Origin of the sequence: Actinocatenispora thailandica (genome assembly GCF_016865425.1) — a bacterium.
GTDB classification, from domain to species: domain Bacteria; phylum Actinomycetota; class Actinomycetes; order Mycobacteriales; family Micromonosporaceae; genus Actinocatenispora; species Actinocatenispora thailandica.
The window spans coordinates 420,821-443,485 of the sequence record NZ_AP023355.1; the positions used below are offsets into that span (position 1 = coordinate 420,821).

Genomic DNA, 22,665 nt, shown 5'->3' on the forward strand with positions numbered 1-22,665 from the left:
CGCGGCCACCGGATGTCTTGCGTGACCGGTCACGGCCGCGCGGCGGCCTCTCCGGACGGCGCGGCGTCGCCCGCGACGATGGCGCGCAGCGCCGCCACGTGTGCCTGGTACGCGGTGCGGCCGGCGTCGGTGAGCGCCAGCCAGACCCGCTGCCGGGTGTTGCGGGTGGCCCGCCGCTGCTGCACGTACCCGGCGTCGACCAGGACCGCGACGTGCTTGCTCAGCACCGACGCGGAAACGTCCAGCTTCTCCTGCACGGTGGCGAACTCGGCCGACTGCACCGCGTCCAGCAGCGCGCAGATGCGCAGCCGGTTCGGTGCGTGGATGGTCGGATCGAACCGGGGTTCGGTCGTCATGCCGCGCCGACGCAGCCGCTCTGCCGGCGGCGCGCCGCCCGGCGCATCGGCACCGCCCACAGCAGGATGGCGAGGGCGAGCACGCCGGAGCCGAAGAAGCCGATCCACCACCGGTCGTAGCTGGTCGCGAGGCCGATCGCCACCGCCATCACCAGCCCGGAGCCGAGCCCGGGGAGCACCAGGTGCCACACCTTGAGCCGCTGCAACCGGACGGTGAAACCGACCTCGCGCATGTACCCGCGAAGCACCAGCAGGAGCAGGACCACCCAGCCGGCGAGGCCGACGACTCCGAGCACGGCGCCGAGCGCGCCGGACGGCAACAACTGGACCGTCGGCATCACCGAGATCAGTGCCGCGATGGCGATGAAGTACCACCAGGGCGGGACGGTGCCGTCGAGCGCGCGGCGTGCCTGCTCGACCTCACGCAGTGCGGTGGCGGCGTCGGCCGGGCTGGGGAGCGACAGGTGCTCTGTTTCCATGGTGGAAAGTCTCCGGGTTGGTTTCCACCTTGTCAAGTGACGAGTTTCCACCCTGGAAAAGCATGCGGTCGGGTGGCCTGGCCCCACTGGCACCCAGGTGTGACGAGGCGTGTCGTACCTGGGCGGCACGACGGGGTCGCCCCGGCCCGCCTACCGTCGGCGTGGTGCGGGACGAACGGGTTGCGGGAACGTGGCGACAGGTGACGGGCGCCGGGTGGCGTGGCCTGCGGCAGCTGTTGTACGGGGCGGACACCCCGATCCGCTGGCCCGGCGGCCGCCGGCGCTGGCTCAGGTGGGCGGCCCGGATCGCCGTGCTGGTGGCCACCGCCGTGCTCTACCCGGTGACGATGATCACCACCCTGAACGGCCATCCGGGCGAGCACAGCACGATCGTGCTGGTGCTCGCCGTGGTGCAGCTGCTCCCGCTGGTACTCGCGCTGCGCTACCCGCTGATGGGGTGGCGGATCGGGCTGCTCGCGGCGCTGCTCGCACCGGCGGTCCGGTCCGCCCCGCACTGGGGCTCCTGGCCGTGGGAACCGGCCCAGATCCCGATCCTCGCGGTCGCGTTCGTACTGGCCGGGCTGCGGTACCGGCGGGCGGTGCTGTGGTGGATGTGGGCGCTGATGGCCGGCGTACTGCTGGTCCACGTCGACGCCGGCAACGCGCCCGGCGGCCTGGCCGCGCTGACCGTCGGTACGGTCCTGGTCGACCTGATCGGATCCCGGCTGCGGGCCCAGCGGGCGCTGGTCGCCGAGACCGGGCGCACCGAGCTGGAGAAGGCGCGCCGGGCCGCGCTGGAGGAACGCACCCGGATCGCCCGGGAACTGCACGACGTGGTGGCGCACCACATGTCGCTGATCGTGGTGCAGGCGCAGACCGCGCCGTACCGGCGGGACGACATCTCGCCCGGCGCCGCCGAGGAACTCGACTCCATCGGCGCCCAGGCGCCCAGGCGCGCAGCGCGCTGGTCGAGCTGCGCCGGCTGCTCGGCGTGCTGCGCAGCGACGAGAGCGCCCTGCGGGCGCCGCAGCCCGGACTGTCCGATGTGGACGAACTGGTGGCCGGCAGCCGGCGCGCCGGGGTGCGGCTGACCTACCACGTCACCGGCACCGAGCAGGACGTGCCGGGCGCGGTGCAGGTCTGCGCGTACCGGCTGGTGCAGGAGGCGCTGTCGAACGCGACCCGGCACGCCGCCGGTGGCCCGGTCGACGTCACGGTCGAGGTGACGCCGGACCGGGTCGGGTTGCGGGTGCACAACGGGCCGGGCACCGACCGTGGCCCCGCCGTTCGTCGCGCCGGCGGCTCCGGGCACGGCCTGGTCGGGATGCGCGAACGGGTCGCGCTGCTCGGTGGTGAGCTGCACCTCGGGCCGGACCCGGACGGCGGGTTCACCGTCGCCGCCGACCTGCCGGTCGCCGTGCCGGCGCCGGCCGGGGTCGGTCCGGAGTATGACGCGGGATCCGGCTCCACGGGGTGACGTCCCGGGGCCGGCCCCGGCCCTAACTTTCGCCGCAGTGACGACGGGTGGGTGCGACGCCAGGCTGGCGATCGCCCGCCACCCGGGGCGAAGGGACGGGCGATGCGACCTCGACGGGGACGGCTGGCGCTGGCGTTGCTCAGCGCGGTGCTGCTCGCGGCACCGGCGGCGAACGCGGTACTGGACGGGCCGGCGACGCCGGCCGCGGCGGCGGCACCGTCCGGTACCGCGGCGTGGCGGGCGGATCCGCGGCGGCTGCCCGACCCGGTGACCGCGACGCCGGCAGCGGTGCATGCGGCGCTGGCGGGCGCGCCCGGCTCCCTCGCGACCCGGTATCCGGAGGTGGTCGGCGAGCTGGACGGGGCGCCGGTCGCGCTGCGGTACCGGGCGAACCGGGCGGCGATGGCCGCGACCGGCGCGCCCTACGCGGGCTGGCGGGGACGCTACCTGCTGTTCGATCCGCGCGGGGACGGCCGGGTCGCGCAGGTGTTCGGTGACCTGTCCACCGCGGATCGGATCGCCGTGCTGGTACCGGGCGTCGACGACCGGCTGGCCAACTTCCACCGGGGTCTCGGCGGCAAGGCGTACCGGTCGCCGGCGGTGCAGGCGGCGAACCTGTACCGGGCCGCGGGCGGCCGGATCGCGGTGGTCGCCTGGCTCGGGTACCAGACGCCGCACGGGGTCGGCATCGACGCGGCGCGGGAACGGTTGGCCGCGACCGGTGCGGTGGCGCTGCGCCGGTTCGTCGCCGGGCTGACCGCGCTGCGCCCCAGCGCGACGATCGCGCTGCTCGGGCACAGCTACGGGTCGACCGTCATCGGCCTCGCCGCGCGGTACCTGCCGGGGCAGGTCACCGACATCGCGGTGTTCGGCAGCCCGGGGATGGGCGTCGGTACCGCCAAGGCGTTGCATTCCACCGCCCGGGTCTGGGCCGGGCAGTCCCGGCACGACTGGATCCGGTACGTGCCCGGGCTGCGGCTGTTCGGCTTCGGGCACGGCCGCAAGCCGGCGGACCCGGCGTTCGGCGCCCGGGTCTTCCCGACCGCCGACGTCAGCGACCACGACCACTACCTCGCCCCGGGCACCGAATCGCTGGATGCGTTGGCGCGCATCGCCAGCGGCATCGGCTCGCCGGGTCGCGTGCAGCTCGCGGCGGCGGCCGGCCGGACGGGGGGTGCGGCATGAGTACCACCGAGCTGCCCAGGGCGGCGACCGGGGCCGGCCCGGTACCGGGCTCGGAAACTGCTGGTACGAGGGCGAAGTGGCGCGGTTGGGCGGGTCGGCTCGAGGCGGCGACGCCGGCGCACCGGGACCGGACGGTCGATGCGTTGCGGGCGCTCGCGATGCTCGGCGTGGTCCTCGGGCACTGGCTGGTGTCCGCACTGGTCGCCGACCCGGCCCGGCCCGGCGTGCTGACCAACCACAGCCCGCTGTCCGGGTGGCCGGCGGCCGCGCCGGTCAGCTGGCTGCTGCAGCTGCTCGGGCCGTTCTTCTTCGCCGGTGGCTACGCGGCGGCCCGGGGCAGTCGCGGCCGGGCGGCGCTGCCGTGGCTGGCCGGCCGGTTGCGCCGGTTGGTACTGCCGGTGCTGGCGCTCGCTGCCGTGTTCGTCCCGGTGGCGGCGGTGCTGCCGGCCGCCGGGGTACCCGGGCCGACCCGCCAGGTGGTCTGGTCGCTGGTGTCGCACCCGCTCTGGTTCCTGCTGGTCTACCTGCTGCTCACCGCGCTCACGCCGGTACTGCGCCGCCTGACCATCCAATGTGGACTGTGGTGGCTGCTGCCGCTGGTGGGCCTGGTCGGCCTGATCGACACCATGCGGCCGGGCGGGCTGCCGGGCTGGCTCACGATCACCGTGGTGCCGGTGGGCTGGGCGGTGCCGTACACGCTGGGCATCGCGCTGGCCGAGCGGAAGCTCACCGACCGGGCCGGTGCGGTGCTGCTGCCGGCCGGCGTGCTCGCCGGTGCCGCCCTGATCGCCGCGGGGTACCCGGCGAGCGCGGTGGGCGTACCCGGCGACGGTTGGTCGAACCTGGACCCACCGTCGCTGTTCACGCTGGCGCTGGCCGCCGCGCAGCTCGGCCTGTTCCTGGTGCTGCGCCGGCGGCTGGCCCGGCTGCTGCGGCGACCGGCGGTGTGGGCGCCGATCGCGGTGCTCAACCTGGCCGCGATGACGATCTTCTGCTGGCACCAGAGCGCGCTGCTCGCGGTCAGCTTCGCCGGGCTGCCGTTCGGCCCGGTACCGGGGCTGCTGAGCCCGGTCGGTGCCGACTGGTTCGCCCTCCGGCTGCTCTGGCTGCCCGCGTTCGCGGCCGTACTGGTCGGCTGCTGCCTGGTCTTCCACCGCGTCGAGACGCTCGGTGCCCGGCGCCCGGCGGTGAGCCGCTGACCGGCCGGTACCCGGGTGTGCCAGGACCGCGGGTTCGGGCCAGCATTCGCGATGATCATGTCACAATCTGTGAGTGCTGACACACTGGCGGTTCTGCCGGCCATGACGGATCCTCGGCACCCCGGCTCGGTGATGGCGCGCGTGGGCCGGTTCTGCGCGCGGCATGGCTGGTGGGTCGCCGCCGCCTGGCTGGTGCTGCTGGTCGGTGCCACGGTCGGCAACCGGCTGGCCGGCGGCACGTACTCCGACGACTTCCAGATCCCGAACTCACCGGCCCAGCAGGGCGCGAACCTGCTCCAGGCGCACGACGCGGCGGCCGGCGGCCAGTCCGGCCAGCTGGTGTTCACCGTCGGGCACGGCACCGTCGCCGATCACCGGTCCCAGGTCGAGACCGCCACGCACGACGTCGGCGCGCTGTCCCACGTGCTGTCCGCGAGCGATCCGCTCTCGTCCGGCACGACGTCGAAGGACGGCCGGACCGCCTACTCCACGGTCCATTTCGACGTGAACCCGTCGACGCTCGGCAGCTCGTACGTCGACTCGGTCGACCGGGCGGTGTCGGGTGCCCGCGCCGCCGGGGTGCACGTCGACTACGGCGGGGTGCTCGGCCAGGCCGCCCGGCCCAAGGCGAACGATGCGCTCTCCGAAGCCATCGGCATGGGCGTGGCGGTGGTCGTGCTGCTGCTCGGCTTCGGCAGCGTCTACGCGGCGGGGCTGCCCATCCTGTCCGCGCTGGCCGGCGTCGGTACCGGGATCGGGGTGCTGGGGCTGGTCGCCGCCACGACCACCTTCGCGTCGGTGTCGCCGACGCTCGCCGTGATGATCGGGTTGGGTGTCGGCATCGACTACGCGCTGTTCCTGACCACCCGTTACCGGCAGTACGTGATGGACGGGATGGATCCGGTCGAGGCCGTCGGCCGGACCTCGGCGCACAGCGGACGTTCGGTGCTGGTCGCGGCGGTGACCGTGATCATCGCGATGATCGGGCTGTACGCCTCCGGCATCGGCTTCATCGGCAAGCTCGGGTTGGCCGCCGCGATCGCCGTCGCGGTCGCCGCGCTGGCCGCCATCACGCTGGTACCGGCCCTGCTCGGGCTGGCCGGCCGGCGCATCGACCGGCTGTGGGTGCGCCGGCCGGTCGCCGAGTCCGGGGCGGGCGGCGCGGCGACCGGCTGGCACCGCTACGCCCGGCGGGTCAGCCGGCACCCGTGGCGCTTCCTGGGCGCCGGGCTGGCCGTCCTCGTCGTCCTCGCCATCCCGATGTTCTCGATGACCCTCGGCCACGTCGACGCCGGCGCCGACCCGACCTCCTACACCGACCGGCGGGCGTACGACGCGATCAGCGACGCCTTCGGCCCCGGCGCCAACGGCCCGCTGACCGTCGTCGTGCAGCCGGCGGCCGGGAAGTCCGCCTCCTCGCTCGCCACCCCGGTCGGCGACGCGTTGCACAAGACCGCCGGTGTGGCGTCGGTGTCGTCGCCGACGACCACCCCGGACGGGGCCCTGCTGGTGACCACCGTGGTACCGACCACCGGGCCGCAGGACGCTGCCACCGACCAGCTGTTGCACCATCTCACCGACGACGTCCTGCCGTCCGCGCTGCAGGGCACCGGCGCGCAGTCCTCCATCACCGGCACGCTGCCGGCCAACCTGGACTTCCGCGACCAGGTGTCCGCCCAGCTACCGGTGATCATCGGGGTGGTGATCGGCGCCGCCTTCCTGCTGCTGACGAGCAGCTTCCGCAGCCCCGTCCTGGCGCTCAAGGCGGCCGTGCTGAACCTGTTCTCGATCGGCGCCGCGTACGGCGTGATCGTGGCCGTGTTCCAGTGGGGCTGGGGCGGAGCGCTGCTGGGCGTGGCGGAGAAGGTGCCGATCGAGTCGTACGTACCGATGATGATGTTCGCCATCGTGTTCGGCCTGTCGATGGACTACGAGGTGTTCCTGCTCTCGCACATCCGGGAACGCTGGCTGGCGACCGGCGACAACCGCCGCAGCGTCGCCGAGGGGCTCGCCGCGACCGCCCGGGTGATCAGCTGCGCCGCGCTGATCATGACCAGCGTGTTCCTGGCGTTCCTGCTCTCCAGCAACGTGGTGGTCAAGATGCTGGCGCTGGGCCTCGGCGTCAGCGTGCTCATCGACGCGACCCTGATCCGCCTGGTCGTGGTACCGGCCACGATGTTCCTGTTCGGTCCGGCCAACTGGTGGCTGCCCCGCTGGCTCGACCGGCTGCTGCCGAACATCGAGGCGGAGCCGGCGCCGGAACCGCCGGAGGCCCTGCCCGGTGGCGAGCCGGCGCCGGAGTCCGCGTGAGGGCCCGGCCCGGTGGCGAGCCGGCGCCGGAGTCCGCGTGAGGGCCCGGCCCGGTGGCGAGCCGGCGCCGGAGTCCGCGTGAGGGCCCGGCCCGGTGGCGAGCCGGCGCCGGAGTCCCCTGAGGGCCCGACCCGGCCACCGTGCCGGTGCGGTCAGGGCGCCGCCGGGCCCGCCGAACCGGGCAGCATCCGGGGAAGCAACTCGGTCAGGCAGGAGCCGGGCAGGTCGAAGTCGCCGTTGACGGCGAGGTACCCGGGCGCCTCCCACGGCCGCTCGGTGTCAGCCGGCAGCGGCAGGTACCGCCCGCCGGCCTGCTGCACGATCAGCGCACCGGCTGCCACGTCCCACGGGTGGATGCCGTACGCGTAGGCGCAGCCGGCGCCGGCCGCCACGTACGCCAGGGCCAGCGCGGTCGACCCCATCCGCCGCACCGCGCCGAACTCGCGCAGCAGCGTGGTGTACTCCGCGACGCCGCGGCCGGCGGCCAGCGTGCCGGGCCCCGGGTACGAGGTGATCAGCACGTTCTGCGCGTCGGTCGCCGGGCCGGTGGAGCGCAGCGGCTCGCCGTCCCGGTACGCGCCGTGCAGCGTCGCGGAGAACGCGGTGTCCCGCATCACGTCGTAGATCACCCCGGCGACCAGCCGGTCGTCGACCACCGCGCCGATCGACACCGCGAAGAACGGCAGCCCGAGGGCGAAGTTGGCGGTCCCGTCGATCGGGTCGACCAGCCACCGCACCGTGCCGTGCCCGCTGGCGCCGCCCTCCTCGCCGAGCACCGCCGAGTCCGGCCAGGCGCCGAGCAGTTCGGCCCGCAGTACCTGCTCGGTGCGCCGGTCGTGCTCGGTGACCAGGTCGTGGTGGTCCCGCTTGTAGCTGGGCTGCTGGGCCTGCGCGAACGCGGCCCGCAGCGGGTCACCGACGCCGCGCGCGGCGCGAACGGCGATGTCCTCCAGCGGTACGGACAGATCGGTCATGCGGCGGGTTCCTCACAGGGTGTGTCGGGGGCCGCCGGGGCCCGGCGGTCGGGCGGCGGTGCCCGGTGACGCCGAACGGTGCTGCCCGGCGGTCGGTCGGCGGTGCCCGGTGGCGCCGAACGGTGCTGCCCGGCGGTCGGTCGGCGGAGCCGGGTGGGTGCCGGCCAGTGTCAGCCGACGGCGGCCAGCACGCCGGGGATGTCGTTCACGCACAGCGCGTCGACCCCGGCCTTGGCGAGCGCCGGCGCGCGGTCCGCGGCCGGGCACCACACCAGTACCTCCAGACCCGCGCGGTGCGCGACCTCGACCGCGTAGCCGTGGTCGTACTGGATCGCCGGGTCCGGTTGCAGCGAGCTGGGGCCGAACGAGTCGGCGTGCAGGCCGACGAGGTCGGCGCCGAGGCCGGCCGCCGCGGCGATCGCCGGCCCGAGCGGGTACGCCAGCCAGTGCACCAGGCAGGTCGCCAGCCCCGGTACCGCCTCCTTCAGTTCGACCAGCAGCGACGGGTCGAACGCGGTCGCGAACAGCCGGCGCCGGGACAGCTCGGCGGCCAGTACCGGCGCCACCAGCGCCGCGGTGCGCCGGTCCGGCGCGGCGACCGCGTCCTCGACCGGCGTCTTGACGTCGATGTCGAGGCCGACCTCGGTGGGCAGTTCGGCGAGCACGTCGGCGAACCGCAGCACGCCCTTCCCGGCCAGTTCGTCCGCGGTCTGCTCCAGCACGAACACCCCGTCCGGAGTGGCCGGGTTGTGGTAGACCATCAGCTCGTCGTCCGCGCAGCGCTGCACGTCCAGTTCCAGCCAGTCGGTCAGCTCGATCGCGGCCCGGTACGAGGCCATGGTGTTCTCGGCCAGGCCGGCGACGGTGCCCTTGCCGAGGCCGCGATGGCCCAGCACGGCCGGGGTGGAGTCGAACATGCGCGTCCTTCCTTGCCGGGTCGGGCGCCGCCGTCGGCAGCCGTGGCGTGGCGGGCGGCGGGCGTGGTGCGCCTGACCCCTACCCAACCAGGCGCGGGCCGCGGGCGTACGGCTGGGTAGGCTCGGCCCGTGGCTGCGCACCCCGGCGCCCGCAGCGGCGCCACCCGATCCCGCGCCGCCGGCCCCGGTGGTACCGGCGCCCGCGGCGGCGCTGCCGGGATCGCGGCGCGGGTGGACGGGGTGCTGGACGAGTTCGTCACCGCCGAGATCGACACGCTGCGCGCGCTGTCGCCCGAGGTGGCGGCCGCGGCGGCGCCGCTGCGTGAGCTGATCCTCGGTGGCGGCAAGCGGCTCCGGCCCGCCTTCGGCTACTGGGGGTACCGCGGGGTGGCCGCCGGCGGCGAGCACGACGAGGCGGTGCTGCGGGCGGTGAGCGCGCTGGAGCTGCTGCACGCGTTCGCGCTGGTCCACGACGACGTGATGGACGCGGCGGCGACCCGGCGGGGGCGCCGACGCTGCACCGCCGGTTCGCCGAGCGGCACGCGGCGGCCGGCTGGCGCGGCGACCCGGGCCGGTTCGGCGACTCGGTCGCGGTGCTGCTCGGCGACCTGTGCACGGTCTGGGCCGACCGGCTGATCGGTACCTCCGGGCTGCCGGCGGCGGTGCTGCTCGGCGCGCGGCGCGAGTACGACGAGATGCGCATCGAGGCGGTGGCCGGGCAATACCTGGACATTCTGCACGGCGCGGACGGTGCGGCCGGAGTCGGCGCCGCGGTGACCGTGGCGCGGTTCAAGTCCGCGTCGTACACGGTGCAGCGTCCGCTGCAGTTCGGCGCCGCGCTGTCCGGCGCGGTCGCGCCCGACGTGGTCGCCGGGTACGACCGGTTCGGCGGCGCGGTCGGCGAAGCGTTCCAGCTGCGCGACGACCTGCTCGGGGTGTACGGCGAGACCGCGGTGACCGGCAAGCCGGTCGGCGCCGACCTGCGCCAGGGCAAGCGGACGGTGCTCGCCGAACTCGCGTTCTCGCTGGCCGCGCCGGCCCAGCACCGGCGACTGGACCGGGTGTTCGGCGACCCGGACGCGTCCGATGCGGCGGTGACCGACGCGGCCGCGGCGATCACCGAGTCCGGTGCGCGGGCCGAGGCGGAGGCGATGATCTCCGCTCGGGTGTCGACCGGTCTGGCCGCGCTCGCCGCCGCGCCGATCGATCCGGTGGCCCGGGATCGGCTCGGCGCCCTCGCGCTCGCGTCCGTGCAGCGCCTCGCATGAGCGACTGGCCGGCCGCCTTCGGCCGGTGGGCGAGCGGGCCCGGCGCGGCCGACCGGGAGGGCCGCGCACCGTCGCCGGGGATACCGGGAGTGGCACTGCCGGTGCCACGTGGCGCGCTCGTCCGATCGCCTCGCATCGTTGCGGCGTCGGCGTCGGCGTCGGCGTCGGCGTCGGCGTCGGCGTCGGCGTGCCGGCCGGCGTCGGCGTCCCGGTCGGTGCCTCGCGACCGAACCATGCGCCCGTCCGGCGTCGCTGCGGCGTCGGGTGCCCCGGCGCACCGGCGGGGATCGTCGTGAGGACGGTACCGGGGCGCACCGACCGGGTGGTGGTCGTCGGCGCCGGGCTGGGCGGGCTGGCGGCGGCGATCCGGCTGGCCGGCGCGGGCCGGGCGGTGACCGTACTGGAACGGGCCGACGGGCCCGGCGGCCGGGCGGGCCTGCTGCGCCGCAACGGTTTCCGGTTCGATGCCGGGCCGACGGTGCTGACCGCCCCGCAGCTGATCGGCGACACGCTCGCCGCGGTCGGCGAACGGCTCGACGACTGGCTCACGCTGACCCGGCTGGATCCGGCCTACCGGGCGCACTTTCCGGACGGGTCCACGCTGGACGTCAGGACCGACACCGCTGCGATGGCCGGCGAGATCGCGGCGCTGTGCGGGCCCCGGGAGGCGGACGGCTACCTGCGGTTCGCCGACTACGCGCGCCGGCTGTACCGGATCGAGTGGCGCGACTTCATCGACCGCAACTTCGACCGGCCCACCGACCTGCTGACGGCCAACCTGGCGCGGCTGGTCGCCGCCGGTGGGTTCCGCAGCCTCGACGCGAAGATCGGCCAGTTCTTCCGCGACCCGCGGACCCGCCGGATCTTCTCGTTCCAGGCGCTGTACGCGGGGGTCGCGCCGCACCGGGCGCTCGCGCTCTACGCGGTCATCTCGTACCTGGACACCGTCGCCGGGGTGTACTTCCCGCGCGGCGGCCTGGCCGCGGTGGCGCGGGCGATGGCCGGCGTGGCGGTCAAGCACGGCGTCGACCTCCGGTACGGCACCGAGGTGACCGGGATCGAACGGCGCGCCGGGCGGGCCACCGGGGTCACCACCGCTGGCGGGCAGCGGTTCGCCGCCGACGCGGTGGTGCTCAACCCGGACCTGCCGGTCGCGTACCGCGAGCTGCTGGGCCGGCCGCCGCGCCGGTTGCGGTACTCGCCGTCCTGCGTGCTGCTGCACCTCGGGGCGACGGCCGCGTACCGCGGTGCCGCGCACCACAACGTCCACTTCGGACGGTCCTGGCGGCCGGTGTTCGACGACGTGATCGAGCGCGGGGTACCGATGCGTGACCCGTCGCTGCTGATCACCAACCCGAGCCGCACCGACCCGACGCTCGCCCCGGCCGGGCAGCACACCTACTACCTCCTGGCGCCCGCGCCGAACCTCGCGCACCGGAACCGGATCGACTGGGCCGACTTCGGCCCCCGCTACGCCGACCGGCTGCTGTCCACCGCGGAGTCGATGGGGTACGTGGGACTGTCGGCCGCGGTGACCGAGCGGGTGGTGGTGACGCCGGCCGACTGGGCCGCGGCCGGGATGGCCGCCGGTACCCCGTTCGCGGCGGCGCACACCTTCGGCCAGACCGGCCCGTTGCGGCCGGGGAACCTGGCGCCGGGCCTGTCCAACGTGGTGTTCGTCGGGTCCGGCACCCAGCCCGGGGTCGGCGTGCCGATGGTACTGGTCTCCGGCCGGCTCGCCGCCGAACGCATCACCGGCCCGGCGCCGGGTCGGCGATGACCGCCCCGGCCACCGCGGTCGACGTCGCGCTGGTCGGCGGCGGCGGGGCGGCGCACTGCCTGCTGCACGCGCTCGCCGGGGCCGGTGTCGCGCTCTCCGTCGCGGTGCTGGATCCCGTGTCGCACCAGGGAAACGACCGCACCTGGTGTTTCTGGGACCGCGGTACCAGCCCGGTCGAGCCGGCGGTGCGCCGGCGCTGGCCGGCGCTGCGGGTCGTCGGCCCGGACGGGGTGGCACACCAGCTGGCGCCGGTCTCGTACGCGATGGTCCGGTCGGCCGACTTCTACCGGCTGGTGCGGGACCGGTGCGCGGCGGGCGGCCTGGACGTGCGCTGGCTGTCGACGGCCGTGCACGCGGTACGGCCGGCCGGTGACCTGGTCCGGCTGGCCACCGACGCGGGCGAGCTGACCGCGCGCTGGGTGTTCGACTCCCGGCCGCGGCCGCCGGACCGGCCGGGCGCGACGACGCTGCTGCAACACTTCCGCGGTCGCTGGCTGGTCGGCGCCCGGCTCGACCGGTCCGCGGCGACCCTGATGGACTTCACCGTGCCGCAGCCGGAGTCGGGGCTGGCCTTCGGCTACCTGCTACCGGTGGACGAGCGGCGCGCGCTGGTCGAGTACACCGTGTTCTCCCGGTCCCGGCTGGCATCCGAGGAGTACGACGTCGCGCTGTCCCGGCTGTGCGACCGGCTCGGCGTCGGCACCGCGACGGTCGAGTCCACCGAGGACGGGGTCATCCCGATGACCGACGGCGGGTTCGCCCGCCGGGCCGCACCGCGGGTGTACCGGTTGGGTACCGCCGGCGGCGCGACCCGGCCAGCGACCGGGTACACGTTCGCCACCATGCTGCGGCAGGCGACGGTGGTGGCGGCGCGGCTCGCCGCCGGGGTCGAGCCGGTGCCGCCCCGCCCGTACCCGGTGCGGCACCTGCGCTACGACGCGATCCTGCTGCGGGCGGTCGATCGTGGCCTGGTGGACGGCCGGCGGCTGTTCACCGACCTGCTGACGCGGCACCCGCCGGCACGCATTCTCGGCTTCCTGGACGGCACCTCGACCCGGCGGGACGAGGCGCGGATCCTGGCCGGTACGCCGATTCCCGCGATGATGCGGGCCACCGCCGGCTGGCTGGCCGGTACCGTCCGCCGCTGACCGAGCCGAGCCGCCGGTACCGGCGTGCGCGCTGCCGGTAGCGTCAGGCGCCATGGGAACCGAGCTCGCGCTGCGCCGCGCCGGGCGTGCCTGGCACGGCGCGCTCGCGGTACTGCTCACGGCCGCGCTGGTCGCGCAGGTCGTGCTGGTGTGCACCGGAGGGGACGGCGACACCGAGGTGTCGGTCACGGCCCGGCTGGTGCGCACGTTCAGCTTCTTCACCATCCAGAGCAACCTCCTGGTGCTCGCCGACTGCCTCGTCCGGGCGGTACGGCCGGACGCCGACGGAACGCTGCGCCGGGTGCTCCGGCTCGACGCGCTGCTCGGCATCACCGTGACCGGCCTGGTGTTCGCGCTGGTCCTGGCCGGTGACAGCCACCCGACCGGGCTGGCCTGGTGGCTGAACCTGATGTTCCACTACGCGGCGCCGCCGATCGCCGTGGTGGGCTGGCTGCTGTTCGGCCCGCGCCGCCGGATCGACCCCGGCTCGCTCGGGCTCGCGCTGATCTGGCCGCTGCTGTGGATCGGCTACACGCTCGGGCACGGTGCGGTGAGCGGCTGGTACCCCTATCCGTTCCTGACCGTCACCGACCTCGGCTACCCGGTGGCGCTGCGGAACCTCGCGTTCGTGGTGATACTCGGGCTGGTCCTGCTCGCCGCCTTCGCCGGGCTCGACCGGCTCCTCGCCCGCAGCCGCTGGACCGGCGGTACCGCCGTGGCGGAACCCGCCGCGGCGCTGCCGGAGCCGGACACCGCCGGCGACTGAGTCACTCGCCGGTGGTGCCGTCGATCGCCTCGCGCAGCAGGTCGGCGTGACCCACGTGGCGGGCGTACTCCTCGACCATGTGCAACAGCACGAACCGGACGCTCGCCGGCCCGAACTCGTCGTTGTCGACGATCCGGTCCAGGTCGGCCTCGCCGAGCCGCTGGTACACCGCCCGGGACTCGTCGCAGGCGGTGAGGTAATCGGCGTACACCTCGCCGGCCGGCGTCGGATCCGCCTCGTCGTACCACTCCTCGCCCTGCCCGGTCCGGTACATCCGGTACGGGTGGAACGCCGGTGCGGTGCCGCCCAGCCGCACCCCGAACCAGTACCGCTCGGCGCCCTGCAGGTGGCGCAGCAGCCCGAGCAGGCTCAGCTCGGACGCCAACGGCCGCCGGCGCAGCTCGGCGTCGGTCAACCCGCTGCACTTCCACACCAGCGTCGCCCGGTGGAAGTCGAGCATCCCGCCGAGCACCGCCTGCCACGACCCCGCCAGTACCGGCTGCGGCCGGGCATCGCGCCGATCACCACCTCGTCCATCCGGACCTCCGTTTCGTCTCGGGACGGTGCACGCCGCGCGGGCACCGAGCATCGCCGGTACAGACGGCGCTCGCGCACCGGAATCATCGCTCCGGGACACGGGAAACCCTGGTGCCGGTCGCCGGTGGCGCGGCACCCGGCGGTGTCCCCGGCGGCACGGCACCCGGCGGTGTCGCCGGCGGCACGGCACCCGGCGGTGTCGCCGGCGGCACGGCACCCGGCGGTGTCGCCGGCGGCACGGCACCCGGCGGTGTCGCCGGCGGCGTGTCACCCGGCGGTGTCGCTGGCGGGCGGCTCGACACCGATGAGTTCCGGCCGGCGGTACCGTCCACACCGGTATGACGACGACACACGTGCTTCCCACCAAGGGCGCCGAGATCACCTACGACGTGCACGGGCCGCTGCCCACCGCGGACGGCCGGCCGCCACTGGTCATGATCGGCCAGCCGATGGACGCCTCCGGGTTCGCCGCGCTGGCCGCGCAGTTCCCGGACCGCACCGTCGTCACCTACGACCCGCGCGGCCTCGGCCGCAGCACCCGCTCCGACGGCCGGGTCGACCAGATCCCGCAGACTCAGGCGGCCGATGTGCACGCGCTGATCGGTGCGCTCGACGCCGGGCCGGTCGAGATGTTCGCCAGCAGCGGCGGCGCGGTGACCGCACTGGCGCTGGTCGCGACGTACCCGAACGACGTGACCACGCTCGTCGCGCACGAGCCGCCGATGATCCCGGTCTTGCCGGACGCTGCCGCCGCGGCACGGGCCGCCGACGCCTGGCGCTCGGCGTACCGGCAGAGGGGGTTCGGCGCCGGGATGGCCGGATTCATCGCGATGACCTCGTGGCAGGGCGAGTTCACCGACGAGTACTTCGCCCAGCCGGCTCCCGATCCGGCCGCGTTCGGGATGCCCACTGAGGACGACGGCAGCCGGGACGACCCGCTGCTGTCCGACCGGTCGCTGGCGATCACCGAGTACCGGCCGGACGTCGAGGCGCTGACCGCGGCGCCGACCTGGGTGATCATCGCGGTCGGCGAGGAGTCCGCCGGCACCTTCACCGCCCGTACCGCAGCGGCCACCGCGGCGCTGCTCGGCCAGCCGGCCACCGTCTTCCCCAGCCACCACGGCGGCTTCACCGGCGGCGACCACCCCTACGCCGGCCAGCCCGCCGCGTTCGCCCGCCGGCTCCGTGAGGTCCTCGTCACCGGCTGACCGGGCGGGTACCGGGACGAGCGAGGTAGCCGCGAAGGGTGGCCACCGTCTCGGCGAACTCGTCCACGGAGACCACCGCCGCGTTGCCGCGAGGACGCAGCAGCCGCCAGCGATCGTCACGTTGGATCGGCGTCTCGACAGTGCGGCCGTGCGTCGGGACGATCCAGATCGTGTAGCGGGCCGGCGGGCCGAGCAACCGGGTGGGCCTGGCGACCTCGATGCGCTCGATCCGTGAGTGCGGGGGGCCACGCGCACCCAGGTCGACATGGCGTCCAGGGTGCCGGACGCGCGGTGCCACGGGATCGTCCGTACGGCCGGGTCCCGGGACCGGATGCGGTGTCGTACGGAGGCAGCCCGCGGTCGACACGGCGGGATCGACGGCGCCCGGACGGGGCGCGCCCGGCGGCCCGGGTCGGTCATCGAGCGGTGTGACCTGGCGCCCCCGGCAGGATTCGAACCTGCGACACCCGCTTTAGGAGAGCGGTGCTCTATCCCCTGAGCTACGAGGGCAACGACCGGCATCTTCCCTGGTGAGCCAGCCATCTGTCGGGCCCGCCGCGTTTCGAGGCTCCGGCTTGCGCCGGCCGCCCCTTCCGCGCCCCTCGGGCCTACAGCGAGCTTACCGGCTCGGTGCGGTCCGGCTGCAGGGAGATCCCGGAGCTCGGGCCGCGGAGACCGCGACGCCGGTGCCGGAGACGGGGGGATGCTCCGGTACCGGCGTCGCGTGGGGGTGGGGGTAAGGCTTGTGTGATCAGCCGACGCGGCCGTAGCCGTCCGGCGGCATCATGTCGACGCTGGCCTTCTGCACCGGCTCGCCGTAGGTGGGCGCGTGGATGATCTGGTTGCCGCCGATGTAGATCGCGACGTGCTCGTTCCCGCTGTAGAAGACCAGGTCGCCGGGCTCCAGCTGGTTGCGGCTGATCCGGTGGGTCTGGCTGTACTGGGTGTACGAGCTGTGCGCGAGCGAGTAGCCGGCGGCGTTCCAGGCCATCATCGTCAGGCCCGAGCAGTCGAACTCGTTCGGCCCCGCGGAACCCATGTTGTACGGCTTGCCGAGCTGCGCCCACGCGTAGTCGACCGCCTTGCCGGCGCTGCCGGGCAGGTTCGGCGCCGGGCCGTAGTCGACGTTGGTGTTGTAGTTGGTCGGTGAGCCGTAGGCCTGGGTGCGCAGGTCGCGCAGCTTCTGCACGTCCTTGTCGAGCGACTTCTTCTGGTCGGCCAGCTTCTTCTTCGCCTGGGTCTGCTTGCCGATCTCGGTGTCCAGCGCCGCCTTCTGCTTGTCCAGCGCGGCCTTCGCCTTGCTGTACTCGGCGATCTGCTTGCTCTGGCTGCGGGCCAGCTGGTCGAGCAGGGAGAGCGAGTCGAGCAGGGTACTGGCGGAACCGTCGGAGAGGATCGCGTTCACCGCGCCGGGCTTGCCACCCCGGTAGGCGGCGGCGGCCATCTTGCCGACCGTCTGTTCCGCCGCGTCGACCTTCTTCTGCAGTGGCTTGAGCTTCTTGTTGACCGCCTTTTCCTTCTTCTTGCTGGCGGACAGCTGGTCCTGGACCTTGTCGTACTCCTGGACGGCCTTGTCGAACTGCTTCGACTTGGCGTCGATCTGTTTGGTCAGCTCGGCCTCGGACGGCGTCGCGTGCGCTGGGGTTCCGAGCAGCAGCAGCGCGATCGCGGTGAGTGCGGCGAACAGAACCAGGCCGACGGCCCGAAGCGGCCGCGGCATGACAGCGGAGGTAGGCACCGGCAGCCGGCTCCTTCTTCCTCGCACCGCCTGCCGGGTTAGCTGACGGGTTCGGGCGGGGAAGAAGTGCGCCCTACCACGACCCGCGGTCGCGGATTCACCCCAGGGAGGTGGGTCCCCGGCTCGCCGGCAAGCACCAGGGGAGGCGGCTCGCGCGGCAACTCGGCGGTGTCCACCGGTGCCGCCCACGGGCAGGCGGCAGACATCCGGTCAGACGGGGAGTCACATTAGGAGTAACCGTCAGTCGATCGCAAGTCGCCCCCGGCGCGCCACACACATTCGTTTCGGGAAGTGATCCGTTCGCGTCCGACTCGCTGCGCTCCGTGGTTGGATACGGTAGGGGGGTATGGTACTGTCGGGATCGAACGGGGGAGGTGGCCAGATGGCGAGTTACTGGTACAGCGACGACAAACAGGCACTACTGGCCCGACTGCGGCGAGTCGAGGGTCAGATCCGCGGGCTGGAGCGGATGGTCGAGCAGGACACGTACTGCATCGACATCCTCACCCAGATCTCGGCGGCGACCCGAGCACTGCAAGGCGTCGCGCTCGGGCTGCTGGACGGTCACCTGTCACACTGCGTGGCCGAGGCCACGGCAAAGGGTGGCGAAGAGGCCGAAGAGAAGGTCAAGGAGGCCAGCGCGGCAATCGCCCGGCTGGTCCGTTCCTGACCGCACATCATCGTTGTGGAGGCAATCATGGCAACTCAGACATACACCGTCACCGGTATGACCTGCGGCCACTGCGCCAGCGCCGTGAGTTCGGAACTCGGCGCGCTGCCGGGCGTGCAGGCGGTCCGGGTCGACGTGGCGAGCGGCCGGGTCGAGGTCGACACCGATCAGCCGCTGGCCACCGACTCGGTGGCCGCCGCGGTCGACGAGGCCGGCTACCAGCTGGCCTGAGTGCGGCGCCGGGACGGCGCCGGTCGGGGAGGGTAGATGTCTACTGTGGACAGTGACGGATCCGCCACCGAACTGCGGATCGGCGGCATGACCTGCGCGTCCTGCGCGGCCCGGGTGGAACGCAAGCTGAACAAGCTGCCCGGCGTGGCCGCGACCGTCAACTTCGCCACCGAGACCGCGCGGGTGCACCATCCCGCCGGAGTCTCGGTGCAGGATCTGATCGGCACCGTCGAGGCGACCGGCTACACCGCGCAGCCGCCGGAGCCGCCGGTCGAGACCGGCGACGCGCCGGCCCCGGACGAGCGGGACGAGGCCGAACGCTCGCTGCGCACCCGGCTGCTCGGCTCGGCCGTGCTGACCGCGCCGGTGCTGCTGCTCGCGATGGTGCCGCCGCTGCAGTTCAACCACTGGCAGTGGCTCGCGCTGACGCTGGTCTCACCGGTGGTGGTGTGGGGTGCGTGGCCGTTCCACCGCGCCGCGCTGACCAACCTGCGGCACCGCGCCGCCACCATGGACACGCTGGTCTCGCTGGGCGCGACCGTGTCGTACCTGTGGAGCCTGTGGGCGCTGTTCCTCGGTGGTGCCGGCGGTGAGCACCTGCGGATGAGCCTGCACCTGTTCGCCGGCGCGGACACCGGACCCCAGCTGTACCTGGAGGTCGGCGCCGCGCTGACCACCTTCCTGCTGGCCGGGCGGTACTTCGAGGCGCGGGCCAAGCGGCGCGCCGGTTCCGCGCTGCGGGCGCTGCTGTCGTTGGGCGCCAAGGACGTCACGGTGCTCACCGCGGCCGGCCGGGAGCAGACCGTGCCGATCGGACGGTTGGCGGTCGGGGACCGGTTCGTGGTCCGGCCGGGGGAGAAGATCGCCACCGACGGCGTGGTGGAGTCCGGCACCAGCGCGGTGGACGCGTCGATGCTCACCGGCGAGTCGGTGCCGGTCGAGGTCGGTCCCGGCGACGAGGTGGTCGGGGCGACCGTGAACGCCGGCGGCCGGCTCGTCGTCACCGCCCGCCGGGTCGGTGCCGACACCCAGCTGGCGCAGCTCGGCCGGCTGGTCGCCGACGCGCAGAACGGCAAGGCGCAGGTGCAGCGGCTCGCCGACCGGATCTCCGCGGTGTTCGTCCCGGTGGTGTTGGTGGTCGCGCTCGGCACGCTGGTGGCGTGGCTCGCGGCCGGGCAGCCGGCCGCGGCGGCGGTCACCGCCGCGGTGGCCGTGCTGATCGTCGCCTGCCCCTGCGCGCTCGGGCTCGCCACGCCGACCGCGCTGCTGGTCGGTACCGGTCGGGGCGCGCAGCTGGGCATCCTGATCAAGGGGCCGGAGGTGCTGGAGTCGACCCGGCGGATCGACACCGTGGTGCTGGACAAGACCGGTACGGTCACCACCGGCCGGATGACGCACACCGACACGATCGCCGCCGCGGGCGAGTCGGCGGCCGAGATCCTGCGGTACGCGGGTGCCGTCGAGCACGCCAGCGAACACCCGATCGCCCGTGCGGTGGCCACCGCGGCGTCGGCCGCCGGGGAACTACCGGAGGTGCACGACTTCGCCGCCGTGGCCGGTTTCGGTGCACTGGCCACTGTGGACGGTCATCGCGTCGTGGTGGGCCGGCCGGAACTGCTGACCCGCGAGGGCCTGTCGGTACCGGCGGAGCTGACCGAGGCCATCGGCACCGCCGGTGCCACTGGCGCCACCGCGGTACTGGCCGGCTGGGACGGGGTGGCCCGGGGCGTCCTGGTGGTCTCCGACACCGTCGCCGACGGCGCCGCGGAAGCGGTCGCGGCGCTGCGCGAGCTGGGGTTGCGGCCGGTGCTGCTGACCGGCGACCACCAGGCCGCGGCTCGTACCGTCGCGCAGGCGGTGGGCATCGACGAGGTGCACGCCGGGGTGCTGCCGGCCGGCAAGGCGGACGTGGTCGCCGAACTGCAACGGTCCGGCCGGGTGGTCGCGATGGTGGGCGACGGCATCAACGACGCCGCCGCGCTCGCCACCGCCGACCTGGGCATCGCGATGGGCACCGGTACCGACGTGGCGATCGAGGCGAGCGACCTGACCCTGGTCGCCGGTGACCTGCGGGCCGCGGCGGACGCGATCCGGCTGTCCCGCCGCACCCTGCGCACCATCAAGGGGAACCTGTTCTGGGCGTTCGGGTACAACGTGGCGGCCATCCCGCTGGCCGCGCTGGGCCTGGTCACCCCGGTGCTCGCGGCCGCCGCGATGGCGTTCTCCAGCGTGTTCGTGGTGTCGAACTCGCTGCGGCTGTTCCGGTTCCGGGCCGCACCGCGGGCCGCGCTGCCGGTCAGGACAGCAGATCGGCGAGCTGACGCCCCAGTGCCGGGCTGATCCGCCAGGTGTCCACGAGGGACCGATAGCCGGCACGCGCGGCGGCGGTGTCCACACCGCCGCGCGTGCCGCGCAGCAGCACGTTGCGCGGGGTGTGCGCGGAGTCGACGAACTCGACCACGTCCACCGACCAGCCCAGGGCGCGCAGCAGCTCGGCGCGCGCCGCGTCGGTCAGCACGTCGGCGAACCGTTCCCGCAGGATCGCGCTGCGCAGCAGCGGATCGCTGCGATCGCGCAACTGGACCGACAGCTCGTGGTGGCAGCACGGCGCGGCCAGCACGTACGGCGCCTGCCAGCGCACCGCCCGCGCCAGCGCGTCGTCGGTGGCGGTGTCGCAGGCGTGCAGGGCGAGCACCACGTCGACCCCGGCGCCGTTGCCCGCCGCACCGATCCCGTCGGCTCCGGCCGGCCCACCGGCCTTGCCGCCTGCGGCGACCGTGCCGGGGTCGTCGGCTCCGGCGGCTCCGTCGGCCGTGCCGGCTCCGTCGGCCGTGCCGGCTCCGTCGGCTCCGGCGACTGTGCCGGGCTCGTCGGCTCCGGCGACTGTGCCGGGCTCGTCGCCTCCGGCGACGCTGTCGGCGCCGTCGATCCGGCTGTCGGCGATGGTCCCGGCGACGAACGACACCGAGTCGCTCCAGCCGAGCCGAGCCGCCAGCGCGGTGTTCCGGTCCCGCTGGTCGGCCCGGACATCCACCCCGGTCAACCGCACGTTCGCATTGCGCCGAGCGGTCAGGTAGCGGTACGCCGCGAAGCTCAGGTAGGCATTGCCGCAACCCAGGTCGACCACCCGGAGCGGGTCGGGCAGCCGCGCCGGCAGGGTGGCGTCCAGCGCCCGCAGGAACGCGTCGACCTGGCGGCGCTTCGCCGCGTTGCCGCCGATCACGCCGTACAGCTCGTCGTCCGGTGGCAGCAGGTAGCGCTTCGCCCGATCGTGCCCGGTGTCGGCCGGTGCGCCCGCCCCGGCCGAGCGGTGCACCTGCGCCTCGCCGCGCTTGGTCACCCGCAGCTGCACCGTGGTGTCGGTGCCGGTGACGTGCCAGTTCCCGTACGGCCGGGCGAGCAGCTCGGTGACCGCCGTCTCGGCATCGGTGCCCCAGGCCACGTTGCGGGTGCGCGGCCGGGCGGCGTCCTGCTCGACGATCTGCAGTCGCGGCCCGGCGCCGACCTGCACCGGGCGCAGCTCGACCCGCGGCACCTCGGGAGTCGCGCCGCGGCGCCGACCGGCGCCGACCGCCCGCACCAACCGGTCGGAGTCGGTCAGCAGGGTACGAAGGTCGGCCAGGGCGGCGGCGAGTGGTTCGGGCACCCGCCCAGCCTACGTCGGTGCACTCGGCCGGCCCCGGGGCTGACGCCGGGCGCGGCCGGTTGGCGGGGTCTGCCAGGATGACGCCATGGCTGTACGGCTCGTCCCGCCCTCCGAGACCCTGACCGCGCCGGGCCTGCTGCTGCGGCGCTGGCGGTCCGCCGACGTGCGCCCGATGGTGCGGGCCGTCCAGGCGTCCCTGCCGGAGCTGTCGCCCTGGATGCCGTGGGCGGTCGAGGGGTACGGGAACACCGAGGCGCGGGCCTTCCTCGACGACGGCCGGCGGCAGTGGGACGAGGGCCGGGCGTTCAACTACGCGATCGTGCGGGGCAGCCGGGACGTGATCGGCGCCACCAGCCTGATGGCCCGGGTCGGGCCGGGCGCGCTGGAGATCGGGTACTGGGTCGACTCCCGGCACACCGGCCGCGGCGTCGCCCGGCGCGCCGCCGCCGCACTGGCCGCGGCCGGCCTCGCCGTTCCCGGCATCGACCTGATCGAGATCCACCACGACCCGGCGAACCTGGCCAGCGCGGCGGTGCCGCGGGCGCTCGGCTTCGAGCGGTCCGACGACATCGTGGACGACGACGGCCGGCCGACCTCCGTCTGGCGGCTGCCCGCCGCCCGGCTGGCCGACAGCCGCATCCCGGACCTGCTCGACCAGCGCCGCTACCGCTGACGCCGGCTGCCGTGCCGCCGGCACGGTGCCGCGGGCGACCGGCGCGGACGCCGGTCACGGTGCCGCGGGCGACCGGCGCGGGCGCCGGCCATGGTGCCGAACG

21 protein-coding genes, 1 tRNA gene, 1 pseudogene and 1 riboswitch are annotated in these 22,665 nt (G+C 74.5%); of the genes and pseudogenes, 14 read left to right on the forward strand and 9 right to left on the reverse strand.

Annotation, left to right across the window (positions count from 1 at the left end; genetic code table 11):
• Positions 1-29 precede the first annotated feature (29 nt).
• Positions 30-356: a transcriptional regulator gene (locus tag Athai_RS01935; protein ID WP_203959865.1), complete on the reverse strand. Its 327-nt coding sequence runs from the start codon at positions 354-356 to the stop codon at positions 30-32.
• Positions 353-835, reverse strand: a complete 483-nt coding sequence (locus tag Athai_RS01940) for a hypothetical protein (protein WP_203959866.1) — start codon at positions 833-835, stop codon at positions 353-355. The genes Athai_RS01935 and Athai_RS01940 overlap by 4 nt, the downstream gene beginning before the upstream one ends.
• A gap of 200 nt (positions 836-1,035) precedes the next feature.
• Here Athai_RS01940 and Athai_RS01945 point away from each other — a divergent pair, with 200 nt between their 5' ends.
• The 5 genes from Athai_RS01945 (at position 1,036) to Athai_RS01965 (ending at position 7,006) form a co-directional block, all read left to right on the forward strand.
• Positions 1,036-1,926, forward strand: a complete 891-nt coding sequence (locus tag Athai_RS01945; RefSeq protein ID WP_203959867.1) for a sensor histidine kinase — start codon at positions 1,036-1,038, stop codon at positions 1,924-1,926.
• Entirely contained in the window at positions 1,881-2,312 is a 432-nt protein-coding gene (locus Athai_RS01950) for a sensor histidine kinase (protein WP_203959868.1), read from the forward strand. Before Athai_RS01945 ends, Athai_RS01950 begins: the two co-directional genes overlap by 46 nt.
• Positions 2,313-2,414: 102 nt before the next feature.
• Positions 2,415-3,497: an alpha/beta hydrolase gene (locus tag Athai_RS01955; protein WP_203959869.1), complete on the forward strand. Its 1,083-nt coding sequence runs from the start codon at positions 2,415-2,417 to the stop codon at positions 3,495-3,497.
• Positions 3,494-4,696 carry an acyltransferase family protein gene (locus Athai_RS01960; protein WP_203959870.1) on the forward strand — a complete coding sequence of 401 codons (1,203 nt, stop codon included), beginning with the start codon at positions 3,494-3,496 and terminating at the stop codon, positions 4,694-4,696. Before Athai_RS01955 ends, Athai_RS01960 begins: the two co-directional genes overlap by 4 nt.
• A 132-nt stretch (positions 4,697-4,828) precedes the next feature.
• Positions 4,829-7,006: an MMPL family transporter gene (locus tag Athai_RS01965; RefSeq protein ID WP_239157343.1), complete on the forward strand. Its 2,178-nt coding sequence runs from the start codon at positions 4,829-4,831 to the stop codon at positions 7,004-7,006.
• A 152-nt stretch (positions 7,007-7,158) separates the two neighbouring features.
• Here the strand turns inward: Athai_RS01965 and Athai_RS01970 are convergent, their stop codons facing one another.
• Both Athai_RS01970 and Athai_RS01975 read right to left on the reverse strand, forming a co-directional pair.
• Entirely contained in the window at positions 7,159-7,980 is an 822-nt protein-coding gene (locus tag Athai_RS01970; protein WP_203959872.1) for an inositol monophosphatase family protein, read from the reverse strand.
• 170 nt (positions 7,981-8,150) lie between these two features.
• Positions 8,151-8,897, reverse strand: a complete 747-nt coding sequence (locus Athai_RS01975) for a glycerophosphodiester phosphodiesterase (RefSeq protein WP_203959873.1) — start codon at positions 8,895-8,897, stop codon at positions 8,151-8,153.
• Between the two features lie 129 nt (positions 8,898-9,026).
• Between Athai_RS01975 and Athai_RS35165 the strand changes: the two are divergent.
• From Athai_RS35165 to Athai_RS02000, 4 genes and pseudogenes are all read left to right on the forward strand, one after another.
• Positions 9,027-10,165, forward strand: a pseudogene (locus tag Athai_RS35165) (polyprenyl synthetase family protein).
• Positions 10,166-10,457: 292 nt separating this feature from the next.
• Positions 10,458-11,945, forward strand: a complete 1,488-nt coding sequence (gene crtI, locus Athai_RS01990) for a phytoene desaturase family protein (protein ID WP_203959876.1) — start codon at positions 10,458-10,460, stop codon at positions 11,943-11,945.
• Entirely contained in the window at positions 11,942-13,093 is a 1,152-nt protein-coding gene (locus tag Athai_RS01995; RefSeq protein ID WP_203959877.1) for a lycopene cyclase family protein, read from the forward strand. The genes crtI and Athai_RS01995 overlap by 4 nt, the downstream gene beginning before the upstream one ends.
• A gap of 52 nt (positions 13,094-13,145) precedes the next feature.
• Positions 13,146-13,859, forward strand: a complete 714-nt coding sequence (locus Athai_RS02000; RefSeq protein WP_203959878.1) for a Pr6Pr family membrane protein — start codon at positions 13,146-13,148, stop codon at positions 13,857-13,859.
• A 1-nt stretch (position 13,860) separates the two neighbouring features.
• Here Athai_RS02000 and Athai_RS02005 read toward each other — a convergent pair whose 3' ends face one another.
• Positions 13,861-14,319 carry a mycothiol transferase gene (locus tag Athai_RS02005; RefSeq protein WP_239156659.1) on the reverse strand — a complete coding sequence of 153 codons (459 nt, stop codon included), beginning with the start codon at positions 14,317-14,319 and terminating at the stop codon, positions 13,861-13,863.
• Between the two features lie 415 nt (positions 14,320-14,734).
• On the opposite strand from Athai_RS02005, the gene Athai_RS02010 reads away from it, so the two are divergent.
• Complete coding sequence (locus Athai_RS02010; RefSeq protein WP_203959880.1) at positions 14,735-15,604, forward strand: alpha/beta fold hydrolase; 870 nt, start codon at positions 14,735-14,737, stop codon at positions 15,602-15,604.
• Here the strand turns inward: Athai_RS02010 and Athai_RS02015 are convergent.
• The 3 genes from Athai_RS02015 to Athai_RS02025 all read right to left on the reverse strand — a co-directional run bounded on the left by Athai_RS02015 (position 15,594) and on the right by Athai_RS02025 (position 17,324).
• On the reverse strand, positions 15,594-15,902 hold the full coding sequence (locus tag Athai_RS02015; protein WP_203959881.1) for a hypothetical protein: 309 nt from the start codon (positions 15,900-15,902) through the stop codon (positions 15,594-15,596). The genes Athai_RS02010 and Athai_RS02015 overlap by 11 nt on opposite strands.
• Before the next feature lie 136 nt (positions 15,903-16,038).
• Positions 16,039-16,114: transfer RNA gene (locus Athai_RS02020), tRNA-Arg, on the reverse strand.
• Between the two features lie 241 nt (positions 16,115-16,355).
• Entirely contained in the window at positions 16,356-17,324 is a 969-nt protein-coding gene (locus Athai_RS02025) for a C40 family peptidase (RefSeq protein WP_203959882.1), read from the reverse strand.
• A gap of 30 nt (positions 17,325-17,354) precedes the next feature.
• Positions 17,355-17,484: riboswitch (cyclic di-AMP (ydaO/yuaA leader) on the reverse strand.
• A 240-nt stretch (positions 17,485-17,724) separates the two neighbouring features.
• Between Athai_RS02025 and Athai_RS02030 the strand changes: the two genes are divergently transcribed.
• The 3 genes from Athai_RS02030 to Athai_RS02040 are packed head-to-tail and all read left to right on the forward strand — an operon-like array spanning position 17,725 to position 20,583.
• The gene (locus tag Athai_RS02030) at positions 17,725-18,012 is read left to right on the forward strand and encodes a metal-sensitive transcriptional regulator (RefSeq protein WP_203959883.1); all 288 of its coding nucleotides are present in this window, start codon (positions 17,725-17,727) and stop codon (positions 18,010-18,012) included.
• 27 nt (positions 18,013-18,039) lie between these two features.
• Positions 18,040-18,243 carry a heavy-metal-associated domain-containing protein gene (locus tag Athai_RS02035; protein ID WP_203959884.1) on the forward strand — a complete coding sequence of 68 codons (204 nt, stop codon included), beginning with the start codon at positions 18,040-18,042 and terminating at the stop codon, positions 18,241-18,243.
• Between the two features lie 36 nt (positions 18,244-18,279).
• Complete coding sequence (locus tag Athai_RS02040) at positions 18,280-20,583, forward strand: heavy metal translocating P-type ATPase (protein ID WP_203959885.1); 2,304 nt, start codon at positions 18,280-18,282, stop codon at positions 20,581-20,583.
• Here Athai_RS02040 and Athai_RS02045 read toward each other — a convergent pair.
• Entirely contained in the window at positions 20,540-21,889 is a 1,350-nt protein-coding gene (locus tag Athai_RS02045; RefSeq protein ID WP_203959886.1) for a class I SAM-dependent methyltransferase, read from the reverse strand. The genes Athai_RS02040 and Athai_RS02045 overlap by 44 nt on opposite strands.
• Before the next feature lie 85 nt (positions 21,890-21,974).
• On the opposite strand from Athai_RS02045, the gene Athai_RS02050 reads away from it, so the two are divergent.
• A complete protein-coding gene (locus Athai_RS02050; protein WP_203959887.1) occupies positions 21,975-22,562 on the forward strand; it encodes a GNAT family N-acetyltransferase in 588 nt (195 codons plus the stop codon).
• Positions 22,563-22,665: the final 103 nt, after the last annotated feature.

What these genes read in the sequence shown, in the direction of transcription:
- Athai_RS01935 (WP_203959865.1), bottom strand. Translation starts at nt 356, where the DNA reads ATGACGACCGAACCCCGGTTCGATCCGACCATCCACGCACCGAACCGG.
- Athai_RS01940 (WP_203959866.1), bottom strand. Translation starts at nt 835, where the DNA reads ATGGAAACAGAGCACCTGTCGCTCCCCAGCCCGGCCGACGCCGCCACC.
- Athai_RS01955 (WP_203959869.1), top strand. Translation starts at nt 2,415, where the DNA reads ATGCGACCTCGACGGGGACGGCTGGCGCTGGCGTTGCTCAGCGCGGTG.
- Athai_RS01960 (WP_203959870.1), top strand. Translation starts at nt 3,494, where the DNA reads ATGAGTACCACCGAGCTGCCCAGGGCGGCGACCGGGGCCGGCCCGGTA.
- Athai_RS01965 (WP_239157343.1), top strand. Translation starts at nt 4,829, where the DNA reads ATGGCGCGCGTGGGCCGGTTCTGCGCGCGGCATGGCTGGTGGGTCGCC.
- Athai_RS01970 (WP_203959872.1), bottom strand. Translation starts at nt 7,980, where the DNA reads ATGACCGATCTGTCCGTACCGCTGGAGGACATCGCCGTTCGCGCCGCG.
- Athai_RS01975 (WP_203959873.1), bottom strand. Translation starts at nt 8,897, where the DNA reads ATGTTCGACTCCACCCCGGCCGTGCTGGGCCATCGCGGCCTCGGCAAG.
- Athai_RS01995 (WP_203959877.1), top strand. Translation starts at nt 11,942, where the DNA reads ATGACCGCCCCGGCCACCGCGGTCGACGTCGCGCTGGTCGGCGGCGGC.
- Athai_RS02000 (WP_203959878.1), top strand. Translation starts at nt 13,146, where the DNA reads ATGGGAACCGAGCTCGCGCTGCGCCGCGCCGGGCGTGCCTGGCACGGC.
- Athai_RS02005 (WP_239156659.1), bottom strand. Translation starts at nt 14,319, where the DNA reads ATGCTCGACTTCCACCGGGCGACGCTGGTGTGGAAGTGCAGCGGGTTG.
- Athai_RS02010 (WP_203959880.1), top strand. Translation starts at nt 14,735, where the DNA reads ATGACGACGACACACGTGCTTCCCACCAAGGGCGCCGAGATCACCTAC.
- Athai_RS02025 (WP_203959882.1), bottom strand. Translation starts at nt 17,324, where the DNA reads ATGCCGCGGCCGCTTCGGGCCGTCGGCCTGGTTCTGTTCGCCGCACTC.
- Athai_RS02030 (WP_203959883.1), top strand. Translation starts at nt 17,725, where the DNA reads ATGGCGAGTTACTGGTACAGCGACGACAAACAGGCACTACTGGCCCGA.
- Athai_RS02035 (WP_203959884.1), top strand. Translation starts at nt 18,040, where the DNA reads ATGGCAACTCAGACATACACCGTCACCGGTATGACCTGCGGCCACTGC.
- Athai_RS02040 (WP_203959885.1), top strand. Translation starts at nt 18,280, where the DNA reads ATGTCTACTGTGGACAGTGACGGATCCGCCACCGAACTGCGGATCGGC.
- Athai_RS02050 (WP_203959887.1), top strand. Translation starts at nt 21,975, where the DNA reads ATGGCTGTACGGCTCGTCCCGCCCTCCGAGACCCTGACCGCGCCGGGC.